18 protein-coding genes are annotated in these 23,628 nt (G+C 67.8%); 12 read left to right on the top strand and 6 right to left on the bottom strand.

Annotation, left to right across the window (positions count from 1 at the left end):
* Nucleotides 1-33: 33 nt before the first annotated feature.
* From ACFFGN_RS22280 to ACFFGN_RS22270, 3 genes are all read right to left on the bottom strand, one after another.
* Complete coding sequence (locus ACFFGN_RS22280; RefSeq protein ID WP_380050849.1) at nt 34-1,488, bottom strand: discoidin domain-containing protein; 1,455 nt, start codon at nt 1,486-1,488, stop codon at nt 34-36.
* Nucleotides 1,488-3,416: a glycosyl hydrolase family 8 gene (locus tag ACFFGN_RS22275; RefSeq protein ID WP_380050847.1), complete on the bottom strand. Its 1,929-nt coding sequence runs from the start codon at nt 3,414-3,416 to the stop codon at nt 1,488-1,490. Before ACFFGN_RS22275 ends, ACFFGN_RS22280 begins: the two co-directional genes overlap by 1 nt.
* Before the next feature lie 77 nt (nt 3,417-3,493).
* A complete protein-coding gene (locus ACFFGN_RS22270; RefSeq protein WP_380050845.1) occupies nt 3,494-6,127 on the bottom strand; it encodes a discoidin domain-containing protein in 2,634 nt (877 codons plus the stop codon).
* Between the two features lie 490 nt (nt 6,128-6,617).
* Between ACFFGN_RS22270 and aspS the strand changes: the two genes are divergently transcribed.
* Nucleotides 6,618-7,907, top strand: coding sequence for an aspartate--tRNA(Asn) ligase (aspS, locus tag ACFFGN_RS22265; RefSeq protein WP_380050843.1), 1,290 nt, complete (start codon nt 6,618-6,620; stop codon nt 7,905-7,907).
* Nucleotides 7,908-8,193: 286 nt separating this feature from the next.
* Nucleotides 8,194-9,069, top strand: coding sequence for a phosphotransferase (locus tag ACFFGN_RS22260; RefSeq protein WP_380050841.1), 876 nt, complete (start codon nt 8,194-8,196; stop codon nt 9,067-9,069).
* A gap of 247 nt (nt 9,070-9,316) precedes the next feature.
* Here ACFFGN_RS22260 and ACFFGN_RS22255 read toward each other — a convergent pair whose 3' ends face one another.
* A complete protein-coding gene (locus ACFFGN_RS22255; protein ID WP_380050839.1) occupies nt 9,317-9,967 on the bottom strand; it encodes a lysophospholipid acyltransferase family protein in 651 nt (216 codons plus the stop codon).
* A 76-nt stretch (nt 9,968-10,043) separates the two neighbouring features.
* On the opposite strand from ACFFGN_RS22255, the gene ACFFGN_RS22250 reads away from it, so the two are divergent.
* From ACFFGN_RS22250 to rsgA, 6 genes are all read left to right on the top strand, one after another.
* A complete protein-coding gene (locus tag ACFFGN_RS22250) occupies nt 10,044-10,616 on the top strand; it encodes a TetR/AcrR family transcriptional regulator (RefSeq protein ID WP_380050837.1) in 573 nt (190 codons plus the stop codon).
* Nucleotides 10,609-11,949: an ArgE/DapE family deacylase gene (locus tag ACFFGN_RS22245; RefSeq protein WP_380050835.1), complete on the top strand. Its 1,341-nt coding sequence runs from the start codon at nt 10,609-10,611 to the stop codon at nt 11,947-11,949. The genes ACFFGN_RS22250 and ACFFGN_RS22245 overlap by 8 nt, the downstream gene beginning before the upstream one ends.
* 164 nt (nt 11,950-12,113) lie before the next feature.
* Entirely contained in the window at nt 12,114-12,869 is a 756-nt protein-coding gene (locus ACFFGN_RS22240; protein ID WP_380050833.1) for a DsbA family oxidoreductase, read from the top strand.
* A 100-nt stretch (nt 12,870-12,969) separates the two neighbouring features.
* Nucleotides 12,970-13,593 (top strand): DoxX family membrane protein, encoded by a 624-nt coding sequence (locus tag ACFFGN_RS22235; protein ID WP_380050831.1) that lies wholly within the window; start codon nt 12,970-12,972, stop codon nt 13,591-13,593.
* A 128-nt stretch (nt 13,594-13,721) separates the two neighbouring features.
* A complete protein-coding gene (gene aroA / locus ACFFGN_RS22230; protein ID WP_380050829.1) occupies nt 13,722-15,008 on the top strand; it encodes a 3-phosphoshikimate 1-carboxyvinyltransferase in 1,287 nt (428 codons plus the stop codon).
* Nucleotides 15,008-15,985, top strand: coding sequence for a ribosome small subunit-dependent GTPase A (rsgA, locus tag ACFFGN_RS22225; RefSeq protein ID WP_380050827.1), 978 nt, complete (start codon nt 15,008-15,010; stop codon nt 15,983-15,985). Before aroA ends, rsgA begins: the two co-directional genes overlap by 1 nt.
* A 35-nt stretch (nt 15,986-16,020) precedes the next feature.
* Here the strand turns inward: rsgA and ACFFGN_RS22220 are convergent, their stop codons facing one another.
* Entirely contained in the window at nt 16,021-16,512 is a 492-nt protein-coding gene (locus ACFFGN_RS22220; RefSeq protein ID WP_380050825.1) for a DUF2231 domain-containing protein, read from the bottom strand.
* A gap of 112 nt (nt 16,513-16,624) precedes the next feature.
* Between ACFFGN_RS22220 and hisN the strand changes: the two genes are divergently transcribed.
* Nucleotides 16,625-17,410: a histidinol-phosphatase gene (hisN, locus tag ACFFGN_RS22215; RefSeq protein ID WP_380050823.1), complete on the top strand. Its 786-nt coding sequence runs from the start codon at nt 16,625-16,627 to the stop codon at nt 17,408-17,410.
* Nucleotides 17,411-17,413: 3 nt separating this feature from the next.
* Here hisN and ACFFGN_RS22210 read toward each other — a convergent pair whose 3' ends face one another.
* Nucleotides 17,414-18,058, bottom strand: a complete 645-nt coding sequence (locus ACFFGN_RS22210) for an SDR family NAD(P)-dependent oxidoreductase (protein ID WP_380050821.1) — start codon at nt 18,056-18,058, stop codon at nt 17,414-17,416.
* Nucleotides 18,059-18,304: 246 nt separating this feature from the next.
* On the opposite strand from ACFFGN_RS22210, the gene ACFFGN_RS22205 reads away from it, so the two are divergent.
* The 3 genes from ACFFGN_RS22205 to ACFFGN_RS22195 all read left to right on the top strand — a co-directional run bounded on the left by ACFFGN_RS22205 (nt 18,305) and on the right by ACFFGN_RS22195 (nt 23,604).
* Nucleotides 18,305-18,943: an RNA polymerase sigma factor gene (locus tag ACFFGN_RS22205; RefSeq protein WP_380050819.1), complete on the top strand. Its 639-nt coding sequence runs from the start codon at nt 18,305-18,307 to the stop codon at nt 18,941-18,943.
* Nucleotide 18,944: 1 nt separating this feature from the next.
* Nucleotides 18,945-20,060 carry a CU044_5270 family protein gene (locus ACFFGN_RS22200; RefSeq protein ID WP_380050817.1) on the top strand — a complete coding sequence of 372 codons (1,116 nt, stop codon included), beginning with the start codon at nt 18,945-18,947 and terminating at the stop codon, nt 20,058-20,060.
* A 91-nt stretch (nt 20,061-20,151) separates the two neighbouring features.
* On the top strand, nt 20,152-23,604 hold the full coding sequence (locus ACFFGN_RS22195) for a S8 family peptidase (protein ID WP_380050815.1): 3,453 nt from the start codon (nt 20,152-20,154) through the stop codon (nt 23,602-23,604).
* Nucleotides 23,605-23,628 lie beyond the last annotated feature (24 nt).

Here is a 23,628-nt window from a genome sequence, read left to right as displayed (position 1 = left end):
TGAGCCGGGTGGACCCCATTTTCCCGTCCCTAGCTACGGAGTGACGGCAACGTTCGTCAGCCCGTTCCTGGCGTTGGTGACGGTGTTGCTGGCGTAGATCACGTTCGGGTCGGAGCTGCACTTCGACGTCGACGAGATCTTGATGGCGTACTGGCCCACCCCTCCGAGGTTCGACTTGTTGTTGCGCCAGATGTTGCCGCAACCGTTGGCGAACGACGGAGTGGTCGAGGTGTTGTGCGTCTCGTACCCGTTGGCGAAGGTGCCGGGTGAGGCGAACGTGCCGGTGTTGCCGTCGATCACGTAGTCGATGCCTTTGACATCGATCCACGAGTCGGCCGAGTTCTGGCCGCTGATACCGGTGCCGTTGAAGGTGTTGCCCTGGATCAGGCCGCCGAACGTGCCTTCCTTCACGTCGACGTGCTCGGCCGCGACGTACGGGCCGATCTGGTTGTTCAGCACCTTCACCCGGTCGGAGCGGTCCACCCCACCGGTATTGCCGTGACAGGCCCAGTTGGAGTTGGCCGAGCCGAGGTAGACGCCTTCGCCGTACCCGGCCTGGACCAAGCCCGTGTGGGTGATCCGCGAGTTCTTGATCACCCCGTCCGCCGACGAACGCCTGAAGTGCACCGCCTCCTCATCGACGTGATGCACGTACAACCCGTCCAGCGTCACGTGGTGGGAGTTGTCCAGTACGACGCCCTTCTTGGAGTCCTTCACGGTGAACCCGGTCAGGTTCCAGTACGGCGCTCCGTACAGCCACAGGCCATAGCCGGAGTCCCAGCCACCTCCTGGCACCGGACACGACGGCGCGGTTCCGGAAGGCCCGTCGTTCACTAGCACCGCGCTAGCTGGTCCCGTCAGGGTGATCGGGGCCGAGGCCGTTCCAGCACGCTGAGACACGAACGACCCGTGGTACTCGCCGGACGCCATCCGGATCGTTTGACCCGGTTGAGCGTTCGCCAAGGCTGCAGCCAGTTGAGCCGAGGTCGACACGTCGATAACGCTGCCACCGGGGGTACCCGGGTCACCGCCTCCCGTGCCGTAAACCTCCATCTCCCACAACGAGTAGCCGTACGTCGTACCGCGGGCCGTTCCGTACATGCGCAAGTAGCGCCCGCTGCCGGACACAGCGAGGTCGTCCGTCGCGCCATTGCCGGTAGTGGTCGAGTAGATGTCCGTCCAGGTTGTGCCGTTCGCAGACGTCTGAAGCTTGTACGACTTGGCGTACGCCGCTTCCCAGGTGAGCTTGACCCGGCTGATGGTCGCGGTGGCTCCTAGGTCGACCGTGATCCACTCGGGGTCGCGGCCTTCCACACTCGCCCAGCGGGTCGCGGGATTGCCGTCAACGGCCAGTGCCGGCCCGAAACCGCTGCCCTCGATTGAAGACGCCGTGGCGGGCTTGCCCTGCGAGAGCAACGTGTCAGCGGCTGCAGCCGGGACTGCCGGAATCAGCAGCAGTCCCGCCATCAGCAGTAAAGCGGCCCGCATCACGGCACCCAGTGGTTGTGGGAGGCAGCGATCATCACCTGCAGTTGCACGCTCGCGGCGTAGTAGCTGCTCGTATCGATCGGTGTGACCAGCATCTTGTTCCACAGCGCGTCCAGCCAGGCCTGGCTACCCGAGTCGGTCATGGCCGCTACCGCGAACGAGGCGAAGTAGCACGCGTCGCTGCCGGCTTCGATCTGCGCACCGTTCAGCTGGTAACCGATGCCGATGTTGCTCGGGTTGCCGCCCGTCTTGGACTTGACCCAGGTGTTGAGCTTGCGAGCGGCGGCCAGCGACTTCGCGTCGGCGCTGGTCACTGCGTCGGCGCCGATCCGCCACGGCACGCGGCAGGCGTTCCACCAGTACTTGCCGTCGTTCGGGCTCTCCAGCACCTCACCGGTCGCAGGGCGGGGGCTGGTGTTGGTGTTGATGACGAAGTCCGGCAGCAGACCCGTGCTCGGCGCGTAGCTCGACTGCAGCGACGCGATCACGTTCTGGTGCGCGGTACGGACGGTGTCCCAGCTGCTGTCGCCGGTGGCCTTCCGGAAAGCCCTGAAGTGGTCGACCATCCAGTCGGACGTCCGCGAGATGTAGTAGTGCTTGCCGCCGGAGGTACTCCAGTCACCCATCCGCAGCAGCTTGGTGGTCGGGTTGACGATCGAGGCCTTGATGGCGTTGATACGCCGGATTGCGAGGGACTTGTAGTTGTAGGTGCCTGAGCTGCCCCACTGGCGATCTGCCAGCAGAAGTCCGTAGGCGATGTCCAGGTCGGCGTCGGTCGCACTGTCGCTGCCGTTGTCGCTGTTGCACGAGGTGTCCTGCTCAGCGGCGTGCAGGTCCGAGTTGTACTGCGACGGATGAGCCAGCACGTACTTCAGTAGGCCGTCGAAGATCGTCTTGGCGGCCGGGTCCGCTCCAGCCATCGTGGCGCTGATAACCATGCCGTAGCCCTGGGCCTCCCCTACGTACGGGTGAGACGCGTCAGGCGAGATGACCTGGTACCAGCCGTTGCCGCAGTTCTGCTTGAGGAAGGCGGTCTTCCAGCGCTGGTAGTAGTCGACAACCTTCTGGTCGAGCGTGGCCTGGGTACCCGACGGCTTGAGCATTCCAGCCGCGTAAGGGATCACGTGGCTGCCGAACGGTACGGCGGCTCCGCCAGTCCCTCCGGACGTGGTAGCCGTCACGGCGTTACTAGCCACGGACATGTTGCCCGCCTGGTCACTCGCCTTCACCGTGTACGTGTACGCCGTAGAGGCCGCGAGACCCATATCGGTGTAGGTGGTCCCGGCAGTCGTTCCAACCGCCGTACCGTTGCGGTAGATCGTGTAGCCGGTGACACCAACGTTGTCGGTGGATGCGCCCCAACTGAGGCCTACGGTGCTTGAGGTGACTCCGGTCGACGTCAGGTTCGTCGGAGCCGTGGGCGGCTGGGGGTCGTCGCCACCACCAGTAGTCCCGTACACCTGGAACTCCCACAGCGAGTAGCCCCACGCCGTCCCGCGAGCGGTTCCGTAGAGGCGTACGTAGCGTCCGGTGCCCGATACGGTCAGGTCGTCGATCGCGCCGTTGCCGGTCGTGGTCGAGAAGATGTCCGTCCAGGTCGTGCCGTTGAGCGAGGTCTGGATCTTGTACGACTTGCCGTACGCCGCTTCCCAGGTCAGCTTGACCCGGTTGATGGCCGCGGTGGCGCCCAGGTCGATGGCGATCCACTCGGGATCGTGGCCTTCGAGGCTGGCCCACCGGGTGGCGGTATTGCCGTCCACGGCGCGGCCGGCCTCGAACCCACTGTCCTCGATCGAGGAGCTGGTCGCCGCTTTGCCCTGTGAGAGCAGGACATCCGCGGCGTCGGCTTGGGCGATCGGAAGTAACAACAGGCCTGCGGTGAGGAGAACTGCGCCTTTGGTCAGGGCGCCTTTCAGGGTGAGTTTCATCGCGACATCCAGGTGCTCAGGGGGATTGGATCAGGACCGACTTCCAGTGCTGCCGATACACGTGCTGCGGCGCCGGACTAGCGGACGCCGTTGGTGCCGAATACTTCGAATTCCCAAAGCGAGTAGCCATATGTGGTGCCACGGGCCGTGCCGTACAGGCGCACGTACCGCCCGCTGCCGGAAACCGTGAGGTCGTCGATCGCGCCGTTCCCCGTGGTGGTCGCGAAGATGTCCGTCCAGGTGGTGCCGTTGGCCGAGGTCTGGATCTTGTACGCCTTGCCGTAGGCGGCTTCCCAGTTCAACCTGATCCGCGTGATGCTGGCGGTGGTGCCGAGGTCGACGGTGATCCACTCGGGATCGCGCCCTTCAACGCTGGCCCAGCGGGTCGTCGTACTGCCGTCCACAGCGCGACTCGCTTCGAACCCGGCGCCTTCGATCGAGGAGGCGGTGGCCGGTTTGCCCCGCGACAGCAGGGTTGCCGTGGTCGAACCCGGTTGCGTGGTGGCGGTGACGGCGTTGCTTGCCCCCGACAGGTTGCCCGCCGCGTCACGCGCCTTCACGGTGTACGAGTAGCCGGTGGCGGGTGTGAGGCCTGCGTCCGTGTAGGCGGTTCCTGAGGCGGTTGCCACCTCCGTGCCGTTGCGGTAGATCGCGTAGCCGGTCACCCCCATGTTGTCGGTGGACGGGTTCCATGCCAGGGAGACGCTGTTGGAGGTCGTACCAGTCGTCCGCAGGCTTCCCGGAACGCTCGGCGCGGTGGTGTCGCCTCCGGACCCCGTGCCCCGGAGGAAGAGCGAGCCGGTGGTGTCGGTCCGTGAGGCGTTCACGCCGGAGTTGGTGAAGTCGGCCGTCTCGTTCCCGGCCCAGTCGAGGATCGTGCTGCCGTTACGGACAAGGTGCTGGAACGCGCCGGCGTTGGTGGTGGAACTACCGAACTGGTACAGCCGCTGCCGGTCTGGGTAGTAGCTCTGGTACGAACCACCCTGGGTGGTCTGCTTGCTCAGCTCATTGTTGTAGACGACGTTTTGCGGACCACTGGAGCCGGACCACTTGGCAGCCTTCGGCCCGGCCGCCCACCAGATCGGCCACCAGGTGGAGTCGTCCGGACCACCGCCGCCTTCCTCACCGCAGTTGGCCCGGCAGTTCTTGGAGGCGTGCTCGAACGGTACGGCCACCTTGTTGTTCTCGAACAGGTTCCGCCGTTCCCAGCCGCCGTGGAGGTTCAGGTCGGAGTCGAAGTCGTTGCCGATGGCTACGTTGTTCGAGGCGGACCACTGGAAGGTGAAGTGCCGCAGGTTCCGGCTGGTGTTGTAGGCGTACAGCGAGTCCCACACCCGCGAACCGCGGAAGTAGCCGTTGCCGCCCTTGCCCTTGTTCCACGAGCCGTCGAACGACGATTCCTGGACCTGGATGTTCTTGGCGTTCTCCGTGACAACGGCGTGCGAGCCGGTCATGTCCGTGCCAACCCGCCTGATCCAGACGTTGGCGGCCCACTTCAGCACGATGCCGTGCTGGGAGTACTCGGGTGCCATGTTGCCGTAGTTGGCCTTGGCGTCCGCCTTGTTCAGGTTGTACGTCCCGCCGCCCAGCTTCGGCATACCGGTCATGTCCTGGGTGAGCGTCAGGTCTTCGATACCGACGCCCTGCACCATCTTGAGCGGCGTCACCCGGCTCACGTACGTCGTACCGCCGATAGCCGCAGAACCGTCCGAAGTGGAGTTGAGCGGCAGGTCGTACTCCAGCGGCTTGTCGATCGTGAGGTTCTTCCCAGCCGTGTCGACCGCCGTGAGCTGGAAGACCTGCTGGCGCATGTGCTGGTTCAGGTATCGGGACGTGTCCGTGACGGTCTGCTGCTGGTAGAACTTCACGCTGTTGGCCGCGCCGACCCACAGATAGCCGCCGACCTTGAACCGCGTCATGTCCGCGTTCAGCGCCAGCTTGATCTGCGTAGTGCCGATCGCGGACGACTCCCGCAGCGGCACCCCACCGGCCCAGTGCTGGTTGACGCTTCCCTCGAAGAGATCCTTGCGGTTGGCCGGAGCCGAGGCGTAGTCGGCCGCGTACTTCGTGTGCACGTCGCGGGTCTGGACGCGCAGCAGGCCACGGCCGGGCCAGGTCCAACCACCCTTGCCGGCGCCGTGCACCATGCCGTCCTCGTCCCAGTCGCCGCCGTCGGGCGTGAGCGCGTCGTACCGGGTGTTGAGGTCCGGGCGGAAGCTCAGCACGGTCTGGCCCATACCCGCGCCCTTCAGCAGCAGGTAGTCGGCGTCCAGCGCGAGCTGCCTCGTCACCAGGATCTTGCCGGCCGGAAGCGTGATCGACGACAGGCTGCTGTAGCTCGCGGTCGGCGTACAGGTCGTGCGAATCGCGTCGATCGCCGCCTGCAGACCGGTGGTCGCGTCGGTGCCGTCAGCGCGTACGCCGTACTGGCTGGCGAGTCGCGCCGGGGCGATATGGCAGGCCGGATCCGGGTGGGTGGCCGCGGTCGGCAGGGCGGCGCCGCCGCGGTAACCGGCCTTGCTCCAGTCGGGCAATCCGGCGACGGGGGCCCGCCGGTTCGCGCTGGTCAGGTCGGGAACGGCGGTGGTCGCGGCCGGTGCGGTGGCGGGCGGCGGTGCGAAGGCTTGCGCGAGCGCGGGCCGCTCGGGTTGCACGGTCAGGGCGGAGGCAGTGACCGCGAGCACGGTCAGGCTGCGAAGCAGGAGCGGCATCAACGTTGTCCTCGGGGGCGGGAGAAAAGAACGACGGCTGCATTAATCGATAGGAAGGTTTCCTAACGAACAGCCTGACCGTAAATCCCCGATTCCGATGGTGCAAGAGGCTGGAAATAACTGATCGAACGATCATCGCGACGAGCATCGGAACGACGGGGATGAGAGCGTGCACACCAGCTCCGCCGGGCCGCATTGAAGCGTTTGTTCGTATTTTCCTGAGGTGCCGACATTAAAGCCTTGCGAAGCGTTTTAGACTAGAGCTGTTCGCGCTGACGGAACCGAGTAGCGCCGTTCAGCTGTGCTCCAGAGAGTCGCCGGTAGCTGGGAAGGCGATGCGCAGACCGGCCGTGAAGACACTCCTGAGCGACTGCAAGGCAAGAGGCCGGGCCGCGTCCGACGTGGCCTGGTGAAGGTGTGGTGGCACCGCGAGATTCCCCTTCGCCCACACCTCCGGGGTTCGAGATAACCAACGGAGGTGACAACAGCGATGCGCATTCTCAGTTCAGAGATCCCCTCAGCAGTAGGCCAGACCGTGACGGTGGCCGGCTGGATCCATCGAAGACGACGGCTGGCAGCGGTCAGCTTCCTCGTGCTGCGCGACCGATCCGGCCTGAGCCAGGTCGTGGTCAAGGAGCCCGGGGCCCTGGCCCAGCTGGACGAACTCGGCGAGGAGACCGTGGTCCAGGTGACCGGGCGCGTGATGGCCAGCCCACAGGCACCGGGCGGTGTCGAGATCGTCGACCCGGTGATCGAGGCGCTGACCGAACCGGCCCAGACGCCCCCGATCGAGCTCTGGCGACCGTCCGTCGGCGCGGGCCTGCCGACCGTGCTCGACCACGCCGCGGTGTCCCTGCGGCATCCGGCGATCCGGGCCGGCTGGGAGGTGGCCGCGGCGGCGCTGCACGGATTCCGCGCGGCGCTCGACGGCCAAGGCTTCACCGAGATCCAGACGCCGAAGATCGTCGGTACGGCGACCGAGTCCGGGGCGAACGTCTTCGCGCTGGACTACTTCGGCCGTACGGCTTACTTGGCGCAGTCGCCGCAGTTCTACAAGCAGACTATGGTGGGCGTCTTCGAACGCGTCTTCGAGGTGGGACCGGTCTTCCGGGCCGAACCACACGACACCGTGCGCCACCTCGCGGAGTACGTCTCGCTCGACGCGGAGTTCGGGTTCATCTCCGACCATCGCGACGTACTCGCCGTACTGCGGGAGGTGCTCGCGACGATGCTGGCCTCGGTCGGCACCCGGGCGGGCGCGGCGCTGGAGCGGATCGGCGTCGAATTGCCGTCGATCCCTGCCGAGGTACCGGTCCTGCACTTCACCGAGGCGCTCAAGCTCGCCGGGGCCGACCCGGACGAGCCGGACCTCGCCCCGGCCGACGAGCGCGCCATCGGCGAATGGGCCTTGCGCGAGCACGGCAGTGACTTCGTCGCGGTCGAGGGCTACCCGATGGTGAAACGGCCGTTCTACACGCACCCGCAGCCGTCCGACCCGCGCTGGTCCAACTCGTTCGACCTGCTGTTCCGCGGGGTTGAACTGGTCACCGGCGGCCAACGCCTGCACCGGTACGGCGACTACGCGGCGGCCCTCGCGGCCAAGGGCGAATCGGCCGAGTCGGAGGCGTACGCGACCTATCTGGAGGCCTTCCGGCACGGCATGCCTCCGCACGGTGGTTTCGCGATCGGGCTGGAGCGGTTCGTGGCGCGTCTCACCGGCGCGGAGAACATCCGCGAGGTCACGCTCTTCCCCCGGGACCTCCACCGCCTCACGCCCTGAACCATTGGGCCGGTGGCGCCTCGCTTCCGCTTCCGCGCGGGCGCGGCGCCACCGGCTGATTCGGGCTGGTTCCGGCTGGCGTGAGTGGGGTGTTTGCGGCCGTGGACACCTTGAGTGAGCGACTCGTGACGCCACGTGCGCGTTTCCGGCGGGGTACCGCCCGATAGGCGGAACCAACCGCTGGCCGTGCGGAGCGAGAGGCGGGATCAGGCTTTTGCGGGTGGGATGTGAGGGGCACGAGATGGCTCGATTGGTGTCTGGCGCGGGTGCGACGAAGACTGGGGGCATGGATCTGGCGACCACGCGAGTGCTGGGCGAACTGAACGCGGCCCACGGCACGGGATATCGCCTCGTTCGACGGCTGGCCGGCGGCCTCCAGTCCGGGGCGTACGAGGTGGCTGGGCCCGACGGTCACGCCGTACTCAAGTGGACCGACGAACCAGGCTGGGGCAACCGCGTTCAGCGCGCCGCCGGGCTGGTCCGCGAGGCCCGCGCTGCCGGTTACCCAACGCCCCGCTGGATCGCCTGCGGCACCACGTCCAGCGGCCTGCCGTACCACCTGCAGGAGTACGTCGACGGGCGTCCGCTTTCGAGCGCAGCCGGGCTCACCATGGCGACGGCCGAGAACCTGGCCCAGGGCATCGGCAAGGCCGCGGGCCTGGTGACCGACGAGCAGTACAACTGGTCGTCGTACGTGCACGGCGTGGTCTTCGACGGCCTCGGCGGCATCTGGGACACGGCCGCCGCGCTCGACGACCGGTCCACCGAGATTCTCGCGCGGTTCGAAGCCGCGTGTGCGCCGTACCAGGACGAGGATCTGCCGGTGAACGACCTTGTCCACGGCGATCTCAACGTCAGCAATATCGTCGAAACGGCCGACGGCGTGACCATCGTCGACGTCGAGGCCATCAGCGGTGGAACGCGCGCCTACGACCTCATCGCCCTCGCCGCCAGCGCCGCCCGCGACGGCGCCGCGCCGGGCGTGGACGAGTTCCTGGTCGAAGCCGCTCTCAGCGCCGCCGGCTTCGGTCCCACCGTCGTCTGCGCCGCCGCCGGCTTCGCCGACCTCGCCCTCTTCGCCGACTCCATCGAAGACGCCGCCCTGCCCAACATCCAACGCGGCGCCGCCCGAATCCTCACCCTCCTGGACCACCCCCTCTAGCCCACGCCCCGCCCCGACCCCACGCCGCCGCCCGCGGTGACCGCGCGGGACCTGTGCGTGGTGACCGCCTGGGCGACTGCCGCGCGGCGACCGCTTAGGCGACTGCGCGGTGACTGCCCAGGCGACCGCTCGGACGACTGCGCGGTGACCGCTCGGACGACTGCGCGGTGACCGCTCGGGCGACTGCGCGGGCGACTGCGCGTGGCGACCACTCGGGTGACCGCTCGCGGCGACCAAGCAGGCTGGATCAGGCGGCCCGGACTGCGTAGGTGTTGACGTACTCCTGACCGGATTCCTCGCGCAGGACCGCCATCAGGTGGTCGGTGGCTGCGCGGAACTGGTCCGGGCGATACGCCGACAGGTCCAGCGGCGGGCAGATCTTGACCTCGACGCGTCCGAAGCGCCAGCAGCGACTACCCGGCGGATTGACGGTTTCGGTGCCCTTCACCACGACCGGCAGTACGGGCACCCCGGTCGCAAGGGCCACTCGCATGGCGCCGGTCTTGCCGCGGTAGAGGCGGCCATCTGGTGACCGGGTGCCTTCCGGATAGATGCCCCAAACTCCGCCATCCCGAAGGATGGCCGTGGCGGCTTCCAACGCATCAGCGGCGGCCCGTCCCCCACTTCGATCGACCGGCACCTGGCCGGTCGCGGAGTAGAACCAGCGCAGCATCCGGCCCTTGATCCCTGGCGCCGTGAAGTACTCGCTCTTGGCGATGAAGATGATCCGCCGCCGGACCATCAGGCACAGGTAGAACGAGTCGGCGACCGCCAAGTGGTTGCCGGCCAGAATCACCGGTCCCTTTGCCGGGAGATGCTCGCGCCCGACGACGGTCGGGCGGCCGAGCAACCGCAGCACCGGGCCGACCAGCACGTACTTGAACAGGTGGTACCACACGGCGAACTCCTCAGGTAGACAGTGTCTACGCCGCATAGTAGACAGTGTCTACGGCGGATTGATAGACACTGTCTACGTGGAGACCGAATCGCTGCGCGCCAAGCTGGTCACGACCGGAGTTCAACTGCTCGAGGAAGAAGGCCTGGCGGAACTGACGCTCCGGGGAATCGCGCGCCGCGCGGGCGTCTCCCATGGCGCACCCAGGCGCTACTTCCCCACCCACGCCTCCCTGCTCGGCGCGATCGCGACGACCGGGATCAGCGACCTCGCCAAGCGGCTGGAGCGACTCGGCGCCGGAACGCCTCGGGAGCGGCTGACCCGCGCCTGCGAGCGGTATCTGGAGTTCGCGAGCGAGCGGCCGGCGATGTTCGAACTGATCTTCCGGCATGACCTGCTGAGTGGATCCGGGGCGAATTTGCGGGCGCTTTCGCTGCCGCTGTTCGGTTCACTGGTGGACTTGGTGGCCGAGGTATCGACGTCGAGTGAGGACAAAGCGTGGCAGCGGACCATCGGGATTTGGACCGGGCTGCACGGTTTCGCGGTACTGCGGGCCGCGCATAGCCTCGATCTGCTCAACGCGGCCGATCCCGGACCGGTGATCGCCCGCTGCCTGTCCGCCTACCTGCCCGAAGGACCCGACCGTGCCTGACGAGCAACTCCAGCCCATCCTCAGCACTTCAAGCCCGGAGCCCAACGCCATGTCCCCGCAGCCGGGCCCGGTCTCACAAACCTTGCGCCGGGTTGAGCAAGCGGTGTTGGGGGCGTTTGAGGATGAGCGGATTTTGGCGGATCTGCGGGAGTTGGTGCGGATTCCGAGTGTGGATGGCACGGCGGCGGAGAACGACGTTCAGGTGTGGGCGGCGCAGCGACTTCGGGAGCTGGGGTTGAGCGTCGACCACTGGCGGATCGACCTTGACGAGCTGAAGGCGGATCCGGAGTTCCCCGGGATGGAGGTCGAGCGGAGCCAAGCGTGGGGTGTGGTTGGCACGCTGGGGCCGGACGGCGTACCGGGGTTGATCCTCAACGGGCACCTCGATGTCGTACCGCCCGGCGACCTCGCGCTCTGGCCCGGCGGGGATCCCTTCGAGCCGGTTGTTGCCGACGGCATCTTGTACGGCCGGGGCAGTTGCGACATGAAGGGTGGAGTGGCCGCCATCCTCGGCGCCGTGCACGCCATCGCGGCCGCCGGTATCGAGCTGGCTCGGCCGATCGCGGTACACACCGTTGTCGGCGAGGAGGACGGCGGCGTCGGCACGTTCGCCACGTTGCGCCGGGGACATCGCGGCGACGCCTGCCTCATCGCGGAACCGACTGCCGGCCGGGTGATTCCGGCGAACTCGGGCTCCCTCACGTTCCGGCTGGAGGTGTCCGGGCTGGCGACGCACGGTTCGACCCGTACCCGCGGCGTGAGCGCGATCGACGCCTTCGAACGGGTCAACGCCGCGCTGCGCGAACTGGAGACCGCTCGCAATGCGGATCCACATCCGCTGCTGGCGCATCTCGACCTGGCGAATCCCTTGTCGGTGGGCCTGATCCGGGCCGGGGACTGGGCGAGCACGGTGCCGGACAGCCTGATCACGGAAGGCCGGTACGGCGTACGGCTTGGGGAAGATGTCGCGGCAGCCAAGAAGGCTTTCGAAGCGGCAGTCGCGTCAGTGGATGACGAATGGCTGCGGAAGAACCCGGTCAAGGTCACCTGGCCCGGCGGGATCTTCGCGTCGGGCGCCTTGGCCGACGGCCATCCCCTGCTTGGCGAGACGCTGGCCGCGGCGGTTGATGCCGGGGTGGCGGAACCGGAGGTGCGGGGTGGACCGTACGGGTCGGATCTGCGGCATTACACGGCTGCGGGTATTCCCACGCTGCAGTACGGGCCGGGAGACGTTCGGTACGCCCATGCCGTTGACGAGCACGTACGCCTGGCCGAGGTGCTGCACTGCGCGAGGGCCTACGCCCTACTCGCCGTACGCCGCTGCGCCGCCTGAACCACCCACCACACGCCGTACCACCCACTACACGCCGTACTGCCCGCAGTCCGTCGAACCACCCCGGCACGTTCCACCACGCACCGCAGGTCGAACCGCACCGGCGGGTTGTGCTGTCTGACACGTTGTGGAATTTGTGCGGCCGGGGGCTGGTTGCGACTGGCATGCGTATTGATGTCTGGTCCGACGTGGTGTGCCCGTGGTGTTACATCGGCAAGCGCCGGCTCGAGAAGGCTATTGCCGATGGTGGTTTCGGTTCGCAGGTTGAGGTCGTCTGGCATTCGTTCCAGCTCGACCCGTCCGCGCGCAACGACGACCCGCGGGATCTGGCTGAGCGGCTTGGCGCCAAGTACGGCGGTGGGCGTGAGTTCGGCCTGAAGGCCAACGCCCAGGTGACCGGGGTGGCTGCCGAGGACGGGCTGGAGTTCCACTTCGAGCACGCCAAGCCGGCGAACACGGTGGACGCGCACCGCCTGCTGCACCTCGCGCTCGATCTGGTGGAGGCGGGCGAACTGCCGGCCAACGGCCAGGACCAACTGAAGGAGCGCCTGCTGCGGGCGTACTTCACCGAGGGCGAGGCCGTCGGGGACCACGCGACGCTGACCCGGCTCGCGGTCGAGGCGGGGCTGCCTGAGAACCGGGTGACCGAGGTGCTCGCCGGCCGGGAGTACGCCGACGACGTGGCGGCCGACCAGGCCCAGGCCGTCGCGTACGGCGCGAACGGGGTGCCGTTTTTTGTGATCGACCAGAAGTACGGCGTGTCCGGGGCGCAGCCGGTCGAGGTGTTCGACGAGGTCATCCGCAAGGCCCTGGCCGAGCGCTCCCCCATCACCATCGTCGCGGGAGCCGGAGCCACCGACCTCGGCAAGGACGCCGACGGCACGGATGGCGCCTGCGGGCCGGACGGCTGCGCGATCTGACGTGAGCCGCGTACCCGCCGGACGTTTTCCGGCGGGTACTTGTGCGGACACGCGAGTGGCCTCATGGCCGCTGGGTTGTCCCACAAGGTATGAAGGAGCCATGACTGTCGTGCGAGCACTGGCCAGGCCGCTGCTGTCCGCCATCTTCATCGTCCAAGGGGCGAAGGCGGTTCGAAACCCGGATCCCCACGTGCCGAAGGCCGAACCGGTGGCCGAGCGGCTCGTACCACTGATCAAGAAGGTCGCCCCGGCGCAGGTCGGCGACCGCCTCCCCGAGAGCACCCGCAACCTGGTCCGGCTGAACGGCGCCGCCCAGGTCGTCGGTGGCGTTGCGCTGGCCAGCGGTTCCGGCCGTCGGCTCGGCGCGTTGCTGCTGGCGAGCTCACTGGTTCCGACCACGTTGGCCGGGCACCGCTTCTGGGAGGAGACCGAGCCGGCTACGCGCCAGGCTCAGCAGGTCCAGTTCCTGAAGAACCTCAGTCTGCTCGGCGGCCTTCTGCTCGCCGCCGTCGACACGGACGGTAAGCCGGGCGTGGTCTGGCGTACGACGCATGGCGCGAAGGCGGCCAAGCGGGAGACCAAACGCGGCGCCAAGCTGGCCAAGCGCGAGGCCCGACGTGCCGCTGCGCACGCCGCGCACGAGGCTCACCACCTGGCGCACTCCGCCCGCCGCGAGGCGAAACTGGCCACCGCGCACGCCAAGGCCGACCTCCCCTTCCTCTGAGCACACAAGCCGCGCACGCAAGCCCTGTCGGTCCGGCTCCCCTCACGGGTCGGCAGGCTTCGCGGCGCTTCGGGGCTGGAGGCCGCTAAGCTCGGGGTGATATTAGGCGGCATTCGCGAGGGAGAAGTGTGACTGAAGCGGCTAACTGGGTGGCTCCGCGACCGGCGGAGGCGGTGACCGGACGGGTGACCATTCCCGGCTCGAAGTCGATCAGTAATCGTGCTCTCATCCTGGCCGCCGTCGCGGACGGGCCGTCGACGCTGACCGGCCTGCTGGCCGCGCGCGACACCGCGCTGATGCGATCCGCCCTCACCTCGATGGGCGTCGGCATCACCGAAACCGATGGCCGTGTCCTGGTCACGCCCGGCTCGCTGAAGGGCCCCGCGGCGGTTGATACCGGCCTGGCCGGAACCGTGATGCGGTTCGTGCCGCCAGTTGCCGCGCTGGCCGACGGCGTGATCTCGTTCGACGGCGATCTTTACGCCCGCGAACGCCCGATGGACGTCATTCTCGACTCCCTGCGCCAGCTCGGCGCCGGTATCGACGACGGCGGCACCGGCCGGATGCCCTTCACCGTGAGTGGTACGGGCTCGCTGCGCGGTGGCGTCGTCCACCTGGACGCGTCGAGTTCGAGCCAGTTCGTCTCGGCGTTGCTGCTGGCCGGCGCGCGGTACGAGCAGGGTGTGGACATTCGCCACGACGGCAAGCCAGTTCCTTCGCAGGCCCACCTCGACATGTCGATCGCGATGATTCGCGAGCGCGGGGTTCACGTCGATACCGACGAGCCGAACCGCTGGGTCGTGTCGCCAGGCCCGATCGCCGCGCGCGACACCGCCATCGAGCCCGACCTTTCGAACGCGGCGCCCTTCCTGGCCGCGGCCGCGATCACCGGCGGATCCGTGACCGTGACCGGCTGGCCCGAGCAAACCACCCAGCCCGGTGATCAGCTGCGCGACATCTTCGCCCAGTTCGGCGCGAACGTCTCCCTCGACGCGAACGGCCTGACCGTCACCGGAACCGGCCGGCTCAACGGGGTGGACCTCGACCTGAGCGCCGTCGGCGAACTGACCCCGGTGGTCGCCGCGGTCGCCGCCCTCGCGACCGGCCCGTCGTACCTGCGTGGCGTCGCGCATCTGCGCTTCCACGAGACCGACCGGCTGGCGGCGCTGGAGACCGAGATCAACAACCTCGGCGGCGACGTGAAGCAACTGGCCGACGGGCTTGAGATTCGCCCGAAAGCCTTGCACAGCGGGGTTTTCGCGACGTACGACGATCACCGGATGGCGCAAGCCGGCGCGGTGATCGGGCTGGTGCTGAACGGCCTCGAGGTGGAGAACATCGGCACCACCGCCAAGACCATGCCGGAGTTCCCGGACGTGTGGTCCCAGCTTGTGACCGGAGGCGCGCGGGTCTGATGTCGCGGTACGACGAGGACGCCAAGTACGACCGGCCCAAGCGCCGGACCCGGCCCCGCACCAAGGACCGGCCCACGTACGACGCCGCCCCAATCGGGTTCGTGGTCACGCGCGACCGCGGGCGCTATACCTGTGTACTGAACGACGGCCAGGTCGTCACCGCGATGAAGGCCCGCCAGCTCGGCCGCAAGGGCGTCATCGTCGGCGACCGGGTCCGGCTGGACGGCGATGCCAGCGGCGACAAGGACACCCTCGCGCGCATCGTCGAGGTCGAGCCGCGCAAAACGATTCTGCGCCGCAGCGCCGACGACGACGACCCGGTCGAGCGGCCGCTGGTGGCGAACGCCGAACAGCTGGTCATCGTCGCCGCCGTGGCCAATCCGGAACCGCGCCCGCGGTTGATCGATCGTTGCCTGGTCGCCGCATTCGACGCCGGCATGCGGCCGTTGATCTGCCTGACGAAGGTGGATCTGGCCGATCCGGAGGAGCTGCTTTCGACGTACCGGCCGCTGGGTGTGGAGGCCGTCGCCACCCGGCGCGACGGCGATCTGAGCGAGCTGATCGAGCAACTGCGCGATCGGACCAGCGTGCTCGTCGGCCACTCCGGCGTCGGCAAGTCGACCCTGGTGAACGCGTTGGTGCCCGAGGCGCATCGTGCCGTCGGCGTGGTGAACGACGTGACCGGGCGCGGACGGCATACCTCGACCAGCACATTGGTGCTGCAGTTGCCGTTCGGCGGCTGGATCGTGGATACGCCCGGCATTCGCTCGTTCGGTTTGGCGCATGTGGATCCGCAGGAGCTGATCAAGGCCTTCGGTGACCTGGCCGACGAGACCCAGGACTGCCCGCGCGGGTGTACGCACGCGGACAACGAGGCCGCCTGCGCGCTCGACACCGCGGTGGCCGAAGGCCGGGTCGACGCCGAGCGTGTCGCGTCGTACCGCCGGCTGCTGGCCAGTCGCGAGACCCGCGACTAAACCCGCCCCGCGGCGGTCAGCTTGGGAGGCAGCCGTCAGCTTGGGAGCCGGCCGTCCCAGACGGCCTTGGCGCCGGAGTCGCCGGTGCGAACGGTCTGGTAGATGACGAAGACGGCCATCACCACGACGGCTGCGCTGATCGCCAGCTCGACCACGCGATTGCCGGCCGGCTTCGCGCCGCGGCCGCTGGCCAGGGCCGACGGGCCGCTCAACCGGAGCGCGGCCAGCACGACGACGGCCGTGAAGACGAGGGTGACCCAGAGCAGCAGCGAGCCGTGATCCTGGTGCTGCTGGACCAGCTGGGCCATTTGCGGGACGGCGGCAACAAACGCCTCGCCGCTCTGCTTGGCCACGAACGCGGCGCCCAGCGCGATCACCGCAAGCCCGAGCGCCGGCCAGCGCAGGGCCCAGCGCCAGCGCGGCATCAGCGCGAAAACGATCGCCGTGGCGGCCGCGACCGGCAGTACGACCACCGCGGCATGGATCACCAGAACGTGCAGGGGCAGATCTCCGAAGCGCTCGAACATGACGTCTCCCAGTCGACGGAACTCGATAATAGGTCCACGTTCAACTACCTGCTTCGGTTCAAAGTACTACCTGCGGCGCCCGAGGCACCGCAGTTCAGGCTAGCCTTCCGCCATGCCCGCGCACACCGACGACCTGCGGCTCGCCCATATCCTCGCCGATGACGCCGATTCGATCACGATGGACCGTTACAAGTCCCTGGATCTGCATGTGGCGACCAAGCCCGATCTGACCCCGGTCAGCGAATCGGACGAGAAGGTCGAGGACGTGATGCGCAAGACCCTCGCCCGGGCCCGCCCGCGTGACGCCTTTGTCGGGGAGGAGCAGGGCACCACCGGCTGGGGTGTTCGCCGCTGGGTCGTGGACCCGATCGACGGCACCAAGAACTACATTCGCGGCGTCCCGGTCTGGGCGACGCTGATCAGCCTGATGATCGAGGACCAGGTCGTTGTCGGCGTTGTCTCGGCCCCGGCGATCGGCCGCCGCTGGTGGGCGTCGTACGGCGATGGAGCGTGGACGGGACGCGCCTTGATGTCCGCGCAGCCTTGCCGCGTCAGCGACGTCAACAACCTCAGCGACGCCTCGATGTCGTACTCGTCCTTGAAGGGCTGGAAGCAGCGCGACCGGCTCGATGACTTCATGGGCCTCATGGACGACTGCTGGCGTACGAGGGCTTACGGCGACTTCTGGTCGTACATGCTCGTCGCAGAGGGTGCAGTCGACATTGCGGCCGAGCCGGAGCTCAACCTGTACGACATGGCAGCACTCGCCATCATCGTCACCGAGGCCGGCGGCCGTTTTACCTCGCTGGATGGCAAGGACGGTCCTACTGGAGGCAACGCCCTCGCCACCAACGGCAGGCTGCACGACGAGGTCCTCGCCCGCATCGGCGACAAGTAACTCCTAGCCGGTGTGAGCGAACTGCCGGGACCAGTTGGCGGGTTCCTGTACGTGTAGCTGCCAGTAGTGCTCGGCGATGTCCTCAGGGTCGAAGGCCGTCCCAGGAGCCACCGGGCCATCTACGCGTACCTCGGCCACGTGAATCCCGCTCTCGCCGTACTGGGTGTGCAGGAGCTCCACCAGCGCGCGCAAACCGGCCTTGCCAAGCGAGAGACTCGTGTACGCCGGAACCGGCTCGGGCATTCCCCCGGTCACCAGGAAGCTCCCACTCCCCCGAGCGGCCATGGCCGGTAGAACGTGCCCAGCCGCGGTAATCGCGCCAACGACGTTAACCGCCCAAGCGTCGAGATGATCCTGTACGGCGAGCTCACCCGGGCTATCCGCCTGGATGATCGCGGCGTTGTACACAACGACTTCGGGCGTCCCGTACTCCTCAATAGCCTGGTCGAGCGCGGACCGCAGGGCTTCCGCGTCTGTGGAGTCCGCCAGAACCCCTAAGGCTTCAACCGGGCCTAGCGCTTCGATGGCCGAGTCGACGGTCGAGCGGCTACGGGCGATCACTGTGACGGGAAGGCCTTCCTTGGCGAACCGGCGGGCTACCGCCGTACCGATCCCCGGACCGGCTCCGATCACCACTGCTCCACTCATCCGACGCTCCTCACTGGTTCGACGACTGTCGAAGGAAGAAACCTCCGGCCGCAGCAGGCCATTCCCGGACAACCGGATGCCTGGGCTGGGCGTCTTGCCTGGGAGACCCACCTGACGCGCGAGAAGGGGGATTCGGACATCGGGCAAGAAGAGGTAGAGCCACTTGGCGGCACCGCTGCCACGGGGGCCGGCCCGGTTGTCGTCTCGCCGGGTACGGACCTTGCCCTGGCACACGTGAGGAGCTCGATGCCAGCCCCGCCCGACCTGGCCCTGGCCGCGGTTCTGCCGCTCTGCGATTCCGCACCACCCGCGCCGGCCGTGGACGAGGATGCCCGGATTCTGTTGGCCTCGGTGCGTGAGCCCGACCGGTTCACGGTGATCTTCGACCGGTACTTCGGCCAGGTGCACTCGTACGTCGCTCGCCGGCTCGGTACCGATATCGCCGACGATCTGTCGTCCGAGACGTTTCTGATCGCCTTCCGGCAGCGGGCCAAGTTCGACAGCCGCAGCGGCGTCGTACGGGCTTGGCTCTACGGCATCGCCACCAACCTGATCCGGCGCTACCGCCGCGACGAGGTCCGGGCCTGGCGGGCGGCGGCCAAACTGCCGTTACCGGCCGAATCGACCGGCGACGAAGACCGGATCGCCGCCCAGGTGACCGCCCAGGGCGCCAGCGGTCAACTCGCGGCAGCGCTCGCCAAGGTGAACGCCAAAGATCGCGAAGTGCTGATGCTGGTCGCGCTCGGCGAACTCACCTACGACGAAGTGGCCGCCGCGCTTGGCATCGCCTACGGCACGGTCTGTTCCCGCCTGTCCCGGGCCCGTCGGGTCGTCCGCGAAAACCTCGGGCACACCGATCCCACCGCTGAACAGAAGGTGTTCTGATATGGACGAGTTCGACAAGATCCGCTCGGCCTATCCCGAGCGCCCGGGCCCGTCCTCTGACGTCCGCCAGCAGGCCCGCCGCCAGGTACAGGCGCTGGCCACAGAAGAGCTGAACCTGCGGCGCCGAGACCGTTGGCTCGCCTCAGCGCGGTCGGGGCGGTTCGGAATCGCTCTGACTGCTACGGCCGCCACCGTGGCACTTGCCGCGCTGGGCGCTCCCCTAGTGCTCTCGCCCAAGACCGGCGCGGACGCCGTGCCCGTGCCCGGTACGAGCAGTGCACCGAACCTGCGGCTCTCTGCAGCCAGCGAGGCCCTTCTTGCGGCCGCGATCCAGCAGGAGAGCAATGAAGTCGCCACGGGCAAGTACTTCCGCATCCGCAGCCTCTGGTACTCCGACCGGACTGTAGGTAAGCCCGGCCGCAGCTACAAGGTGGAACGCCGCCAGATCGCGGAAAGCTGGACGCCGCCCAGACAAGGCGATGAGGCCTTCTTCGGCTGGGCCGACTTCGGCTACCACCCCGCGACTGAAGCCGACAAGGTGAAGTGGCGTGCGGATGGCTCTCCCAGGTCGTGGCAGCTTAGCTACGAGCGCACGCCGATCACCATCGCTCCGGAGGCTCCGAGGCTGCGCAGCATGAGAGAGGAGGCCACGTCGCACGGCTACTACATCGGCGGCACGGACCCTCTGACGGCTGCACAGATCGCCCAGCTGCCGACAGATCCGGTCGCCCTGAAGGCGTTCCTCGGCCGCAACGTGGACCAGTCCCAGCCCGCTGAGTTGGGCGTCTACACCATCTTCGCTGCTGCCAGCTATCTGCTCTCCGAGGCGCCGTCCTCGCCCAAGCTGCGCGGCGCCGCTCTGCGAGTGCTCGCTGGTCTACCAGACGTCAGCCTGCGTGAAGGCGTCAAGGATCCGATCGGCCGCCCTGGCTCGCTGATCAGCCTCAGCACCAAACTGGACGGTGCTGCCTACACCAGCCAGTTGATCATCGACCGGAACACCGGACGCCTGCTGTGCGCGCAAGACCATTCACCGCGGCAACGCAGCAAGTCCGTCGTACTCGCGTCGGGCTGGACGAACGACACCCCGAAGCCTCCGGTCGCCAAGCTGCCCTGATCCGCGCTCCCCCGGCGACGGCCACTCCTGGCCTCGCCCGCTTTACCCTGCGTCAAGTCCTCCATCACCGCCCTATTCGAAGAGGTGTGTTTTGACGAGACCCCGCAGCAAGCGCTGGCTTGCCGCAGCTGCCATGGCCGCCGCGCTCGCGGCCACGGCGATCCCGTTCCGCCCATCGGCTGCCGAACCCACCGCCGGCAAGGCCGATAGCTCCGCCGGCTTGCTGGGTAAGAGCGTGACCATCACCCTGATCACCGGCGACAAGGTGACGTATCGCCCAGGTCATCGCGGCGGAGCCGGCCAAGCCGTGCACGTCCAGCCCGGACCGGGCCGGGAGGGCATGGTCTTCCAGAAGCATGCCCTCGGCAACAAGCAGACCATCGTTCCCCTGGATGCCGTACCGCTGCTCGCCTCCGGCGTACTCGACCAGCGGTTGTTCGACGTCTCCCTGCTAGCCGATCTCCGTCTAGATGACGCCAGCTCGCCGACGTTGCCCCTGCTGGTCCAGTACAACGGAGCCGCCCGCACGGCTCGTTCCGCGCTCACCGCCGGTACGACGGTCCGCCGGGAATTGCCAATCGTGGACGCCTTGGCGATCACCCAGCAGCGTGTGTCGGCCACTCTCCTCTGGAACAGCTGGACCGACAACCAGCAGTCCAAGCGTCGTACGGCGCTTGCGGGCGACGTACGGAAGGTCTGGCTCGATGGCGGGGTTAAACCCCTGCTGGACCGTAGTACCCAGCAGATCGGCGCTCCGGAGGCTTGGAAGGCTGGAGCCACTGGCAAGGGCGTGAAGGTCGCCGTACTGGACAGTGGCATCGACGAGACGCATCCGGACCTCAAGGGCCGTATATCCGCTGCCAAGGGCTTCACCGGCGACGGCGAGGATGCCGTCGACCAAGCCGGTCACGGCACACACGTGGCGTCGACGGTGGCTGGTTCGGGTGCGGCTTCCGACGGCAAGTACCGCGGCGTCGCGCCGGACGCGAAGCTCATGGTCGGCAAGGTCTGCGGCATGTACGACTGCGAGTTCTCGGCGATCATCGCGGGCATGGAGTGGGCAGCCACCTCCGGCGCCCGGGTGATCAACCTGAGCCTCGGCGGCAGTCCCACCGACGGGATCGACCCATTGGAGCAGGCGGTCAACGATCTCACCGCCAGTACCGGCGCGCTGTTCGTCATCTCCGCCGGGAACTTCGGCGCAGACTTCAGCGTGGGTAGTCCCGGCGAGGCGGACGCGGCCCTGACGGTTGCCTCGGTCACCAAATCGGACGGCCTGAGCGCCTTCTCCAGTCGTGGTCCGCGCGCCTATGACTTCGGCCTCAAGCCGGACATCGCGGCCCCTGGCAGCCACATCGTCGCGGCCCGGGCCGCCGGTGCACGGCTGGAGCCGTTGGCGGTCAACGACTCGTACGCCGACATGTCCGGTACGTCGATGGCGGCTCCGCACGTGACGGGCGCCGCCGCGATCCTGGCCCAGCTCCACCCGGACTGGAAGGCGGAGGAACTACGTTCGGCCCTGACCGGGTCGTCGCTGGGCCTGCCAGGTATCGGCGTTCTCGGGCAGGGCGCCGGCCGGGTCGATCTCACCCGTGCACTGAAGCAGGCGGTCACCACCTCGCCGAGCAAAGTCGATCTCGGTCCGGTCGAGGCGCCGCACCACGACAACAAGCCCGTCACCAAGGCGTTGACCTATCGCAACGATGGCGACAAGCCGGTCACGCTGACGTTGAAGCTGAGCGCCAAGGGGCCGAAGGGCCGTACGGCTCCCGCGGGCATGTTCAAGCTGAGCCGGTCCGTCGTACGGATCCCCGCCCACGGCACGGTGACACTGGACGTCACCGCGGACACCTCCCGGCCGGGGCCCGACGGCGCTTACGCCGGCTGGATCGTTGCCACCGGCAATGGCCAGGTCGTCCGGACGGCTGTCGGGGTCGGCAAGGCGCTGCCGACGTACGAGCAGAAGCTCACGATTCTGGGCACCGACGGCAAGCCGGTGGTCGTGAGTGACGAGCTGTCGGCCGGGCTGTTCGTGCTCAACGTCGACACCTTGCTGGGCTACTTCGCCTCGTCCGGTGACACCTTGACGCTGCCGAAAGGCCGGTACCTGGTCGACGGCGGTATCGCGGTGTACACCCGGGGTCAAGCCATCTATCTCGGTGAGCCTGATGTTGTCATCGACAAGCCCGGCACGTTGGTGCTGGACGCGCGCCGCGCCAAGCCGATCAAGCTCAAGGCCCCGGTCGCCGGAGCCGTCGCGGCCACGGGTGGTGTCGGCTTCGCCCGGCCGCTCCGCGATTTCACCTTCACCACCGGTCTCGCGATCGCCAACTCGTTCCGGCCGGATTACGCGCCCAGCCTGTCCGTCGCGCCGAACCTGACCGGCTCCGCCAAGACCTTCACCGGCTTCGCACACCTCGCCTGGGCGGGTATGCCGGATGGCCAGGATCCCGACCGGGACTTCTACCTGGACAGCCCGTACCTCTACCACGACGCGATCAGCTGGCCGGCCCGCTTCCCGGACGACCCGTCGCTGGTCACCGCGCCGAAGGACTACGCCCGGATCGACGGTACGTACCTCGGTGCCAAGGGCAACCGAATGAACAACTTCGGATATCCGGTACTGCCTGCCAACGACGCCGCGGGCCGACCCGTGCCCGGATTCGTTTTCACCCCGACGGTCGAGATGACGGTGCCGTTCCAGCGTGAGGAGTACTACTCGGTCATCGGCGGAATACGTTGGGCCTTCGAGGCAGACACCATCCGAATCCTGCCGGACGGTGAAATCAGGTACATCACGCTGACCGCCATGCCGACACGGTCGTACCCGCGCGGCAAGACCACCAGGCTGACCTGGAACCACGCCGTGGTCGGCCCGAACTTCCCGAGCTCACAGGCCGGTAACCCCGGGCGCGAGGACGAGCCCTGGGTCTGGCGGGACGGCGACATCCTGACGGTGGCGGCGCCGATGTTCGCCGATGCCGGTGCTGGCCGGTTCGGGGTGTCCGAGGTCGAGAAGGAGACCACCAGCCTCTATCGCAACGGCTCGTTGTTGCGTACCTCTGAGTCCCCCCTCCTACAGACCTTCGCGCTTCCTGCCGGGGCCGGGACCTACCGGCTGACCAAGCACGTCCAGCGGTCCGAGGAGTTCTTCCGCTGGTCAACCGACATCACCTCGTCCTGGACCTTCCGGTCGGCTCGTGCGCCAGATGGCGAGGACACCCGTTTGCCGCTGATGTCCGTCCGGTTCGCGCCCAAGCTGAACGAGCGGAACCAGGCTCTCGCCGGGCGGTTCGACATCCCTGTGCGGGTTGAGCACCAGCACGGGTCTACGAAGTCCCCGGTCGTCAGACTCGCGGTCGAGGCGTCGTACGACGGCAAGACCTGGTCGAGCGTGCCGGTACGGAAGACCCGCACCGGATGGACCGCCACGCTCAACCAGCCGAGCGCCGGGTTCGTCTCGCTCCGGGCGAAGGCGCGAGATCTGAACGGCAATACCGTCGACCAGACCATCCTGCGCGCCTACGAACTCACAGCCGACTAACCTCCGCCGCCACTGGTTCCACAC

It is taken from the genome of Kribbella deserti, assembly GCF_042434725.1.
Lineage (GTDB): Bacteria > Actinomycetota > Actinomycetes > Propionibacteriales > Kribbellaceae > Kribbella > Kribbella deserti.
The sequence above is the reverse complement of the archived record's forward strand: the minus strand, read 5'-3'. Positions and strand labels throughout refer to the sequence as shown.

Excerpts from the sequence above, each read along its gene's own strand:
- ACFFGN_RS22270 (WP_380050845.1), bottom strand. The coding sequence starts at position 6,127 with ATGCCGCTCCTGCTTCGCAGCCTGACCGTGCTCGCGGTCACTGCCTCC.
- ACFFGN_RS22240 (WP_380050833.1), top strand. The coding sequence starts at position 12,114 with ATGCGTATTGATGTCTGGTCCGACGTGGTGTGCCCGTGGTGTTACATC.
- ACFFGN_RS22220 (WP_380050825.1), bottom strand. The coding sequence starts at position 16,512 with ATGTTCGAGCGCTTCGGAGATCTGCCCCTGCACGTTCTGGTGATCCAT.
- ACFFGN_RS22235 (WP_380050831.1), top strand. The coding sequence starts at position 12,970 with ATGACTGTCGTGCGAGCACTGGCCAGGCCGCTGCTGTCCGCCATCTTC.
- ACFFGN_RS22260 (WP_380050841.1), top strand. The coding sequence starts at position 8,194 with ATGGATCTGGCGACCACGCGAGTGCTGGGCGAACTGAACGCGGCCCAC.
- ACFFGN_RS22200 (WP_380050817.1), top strand. The coding sequence starts at position 18,945 with ATGGACGAGTTCGACAAGATCCGCTCGGCCTATCCCGAGCGCCCGGGC.
- rsgA (WP_380050827.1), top strand. The coding sequence starts at position 15,008 with ATGTCGCGGTACGACGAGGACGCCAAGTACGACCGGCCCAAGCGCCGG.
- ACFFGN_RS22280 (WP_380050849.1), bottom strand. The coding sequence starts at position 1,488 with ATGCGGGCCGCTTTACTGCTGATGGCGGGACTGCTGCTGATTCCGGCA.
- hisN (WP_380050823.1), top strand. The coding sequence starts at position 16,625 with ATGCCCGCGCACACCGACGACCTGCGGCTCGCCCATATCCTCGCCGAT.
- ACFFGN_RS22275 (WP_380050847.1), bottom strand. The coding sequence starts at position 3,416 with ATGAAACTCACCCTGAAAGGCGCCCTGACCAAAGGCGCAGTTCTCCTC.
- aspS (WP_380050843.1), top strand. The coding sequence starts at position 6,618 with ATGCGCATTCTCAGTTCAGAGATCCCCTCAGCAGTAGGCCAGACCGTG.
- ACFFGN_RS22210 (WP_380050821.1), bottom strand. The coding sequence starts at position 18,058 with ATGAGTGGAGCAGTGGTGATCGGAGCCGGTCCGGGGATCGGTACGGCG.
- ACFFGN_RS22205 (WP_380050819.1), top strand. The coding sequence starts at position 18,305 with ATGCCAGCCCCGCCCGACCTGGCCCTGGCCGCGGTTCTGCCGCTCTGC.